2 protein-coding genes are annotated in these 2,668 nt (G+C 55.1%); both read right to left on the bottom strand.

From position 1 onward, the window contains the following. Nucleotides 1–687: 687 nt before the first annotated feature. Nucleotides 688–2,205 (bottom strand): IS66 family transposase, encoded by a 1,518-nt coding sequence (locus MJ643_RS30205; protein WP_024086152.1) that lies wholly within the window; start codon nt 2,203–2,205, stop codon nt 688–690. A gap of 18 nt (nt 2,206–2,223) precedes the next feature. After that, entirely contained in the window at nt 2,224–2,583 is a 360-nt protein-coding gene (gene tnpB, locus MJ643_RS30200; protein ID WP_024086151.1) for an IS66 family insertion sequence element accessory protein TnpB, read from the bottom strand. Between the last annotated feature and the right edge of the window lie 85 nt (nt 2,584–2,668).

Genomic DNA, 2,668 nt, shown 5'->3' with positions numbered 1-2,668 from the left:
GTAACTGCTCCATTAACCCAACATTCAAATCGTTTAGCTAATCCCGGATGCTGTGCTCCCGATTTCTTGCTGGCGCCCATCCGCCATGATGCGACCTCGATGCAAAATTCAAAAATCTCTAGCCCAAACCGTCGACTTCTGAAAATCCATCGACGGCCTACCTGCTCTGGTCAAGTCGGACATCAATCTCGCGGTATTTGACCCGTGCTTTTCGTCGATAACCTTCCCCAACTGAGGATGAAACCTGCGCAGCATTACTGTCAGTCGATCCTCCATGCCAAGGTTTTCTACCCGTAACTCACCAGGGGCCAGAGGCTGCTAGGCGCGGAACCCAAATTTTGCACCATTGAATAGCCATTACCTGGCGATTCTGTGCCACTGAAATGGCCTGGCCTTGGCATTCTTATACCGACTGAATGGAATCGGACTATTTAGCACCATTTCTGTGCCACAGAATTGCCATTTAATGCCACGGAAATGCAGGATTCTGTTCTTTCTGTCCTCATTTGAGCCCCTTTGGTCCTGTACCGGGGGTAGGACTTTTTTTGTATCGGGCTCAGGACTTTCTAGTTTTCCAGGGGAGGCAGCCCCAAAAAATGTCCCGAGTCTATTACGTGTTTGGCGTATTTGGCGGTACAACAAAGGACATCCCAAGAGAGCCTCGGCATGACCCACCCTGGGATAGGTTCAGGCTTGACGTGGTAACTCTCGCGAGCAGTTCCACGGCAGCAGCGCTTCATAGTCCGCCACCGACTGCGCATGCGGCAGTCGCTCCAGCACGTGGCGCAGCCACGCATAGGGCTCCTGACTGTTGGCTTTGGCGGTCTCGACTAGGCTATAGATTTGAGCGCTGGCAACGGCGCCCTTGGGCGTGTCGCTAAACAGCCAGGCCTTGCGCCCAATGACAAAAGGCCTTATCGCTCTTTCTGCCGGATTGTTGTCGATCGGCAGGTGACCCGCCTCGACATAACGTTTGAGTTTGTTCCAGTTGCTGGCCAGATAACCGACGGCTTTGCCCAGTGCGTTTTGCGCGGTCACTTGCGGCTGGGTTTTCTCCAGCCAGCCGTGCAGTTGCGCAAGGATCGGCAGGCTGTCTTGCTGACGACCTTGGTGGCGCTGCTCGTCGCTGGCGTCTTTCAGGTCACGCTCGATTCCGTACAACTTGTTGATCAAGTTCAGCGCGATATCGGCCCGCCCAGTCTTGCCTTTCGGTTGCACTTTCTGCGCTTCAACAAACTTGCGTCGAGCATGCGCCCAGCAGCCCATACGCTCGATACCTGGTTGTACGGCCACGGCGTTGTAACCGGCGTAATCGTCGGTCATCAAATAGCCGCAATAACTTTCCAGCAGACGCGAAGGCACTTCCTGCGCACGGCTGGTCGAGTAGTCGAACAGGATCACTGGTTTGCCGGGTGGGCCGCCGGTTTGCACCCACATCCAGGATTGGCTGGTCGCCTCTCGATCCGGTTCTTTCAGCACCTGCACGCGGGTTTCGTCGCAGTGGATCACGCGACTTTCCAGTAGCCGATCACGCATCAGATTGAGCAGCGGTTGCAGATGTTCGCCGCACTGGATCACCCAGCGGGCCAGGGTTTGACGCGAGATGTCGATACCATGACGGCTCAGCACTTTTTCGAAGCGGTGCAGTGGCAGGCCATCAACGTATTTGGTGGTCAGCAGCATCGCTAAAACACTGGGGCTGGCCATACTCTTTTCGATCAGCTGCGCCGGCTTGTCGGCGGTGACCGGGGCGGTTTCACAACCGCGGCAACCGTAAACCTTGCGAATGTGTTTGATCACGCGGATCTGCATCGGCACGATTTCGAGCTGCTCGCTGACTTCTTCACCGATGGTGTGTTTGCGGCAGCCACAGGTGCAGGTCAGTTCGTGCTCGGGGAGTTCGTGGATAACTTCGATGCGTGGCAAATCCGCAGGCAGCGGCTTGCGTTTACCACGGCGCTTAGTCGGCGCGACGGCTTCTTCATCAACGTCTTCGGCAACAGGTTCAGCGACGCTTTCGGCTTCGTTGAACAATACTAATTGCGGTGTTGCCGGATCAGTCGTTTGTTCTGACTTGCGACCAAACAAGCGCTGGCGCAGCAGCGCATTCTGCTCTTCAAGATGAACGACCTTGGACTGCATCTGAGCAATTAATTGCTTGAGCACAGCCGGGTCATCGGGAAGGGTGTCGGGCATGGAAATCATGCCACGGATTATACCCAATCAAGCCACGAATCGCGGGGTCAAAACCTGATGTGGACGGTTGCGCCACAGATCAAAGCCGTCGAGTAGCCAGTTCAGCTCCTGAACCGTCAGCACGATGGCGTCGTCGGTGATATCGGGAGATGTTTTAAAACGTTCGGATTCGAGGCGCTTGAGCCAAAGGCAGAAGCCGTTGCGCTCCCAATAAAGGATTTTCACTCGATTACGGGGCCGATTAAGAAAAACGAACAGCACAGGGTCGAACACGGCCACCTTGATATCTAGTTCGACCAGGGCGGCCAGACCGTCGATGGATTTTCGGAAGTCCACCGGTTTGGGGTAAAGGTATACCTTTTCGACTTTGGTGTCGGGTCGCATCATGACGTGCTGGCTCCAGAGAGAAATCGGGAGCACAGCTTCAGGGATCAACTGTCGGCTTTGAATGTGGTGTTCATGGATCCCTTAC

The organism is Pseudomonas sp. PNPG3 (genome assembly GCF_023093815.1).
In the GTDB taxonomy this organism is placed as follows: Bacteria; Pseudomonadota; Gammaproteobacteria; order Pseudomonadales; family Pseudomonadaceae; genus Aquipseudomonas; species Aquipseudomonas asiatica.
The sequence above is the reverse complement of the archived record's forward strand: the minus strand, read 5'-3'. Positions and strand labels throughout refer to the sequence as shown.

Excerpts from the sequence above, each read along its gene's own strand:
- tnpB (WP_024086151.1), bottom strand. The coding sequence starts at position 2,583 with ATGATGCGACCCGACACCAAAGTCGAAAAGGTATACCTTTACCCCAAA.
- MJ643_RS30205 (WP_024086152.1), bottom strand. The coding sequence starts at position 2,205 with ATGATTTCCATGCCCGACACCCTTCCCGATGACCCGGCTGTGCTCAAG.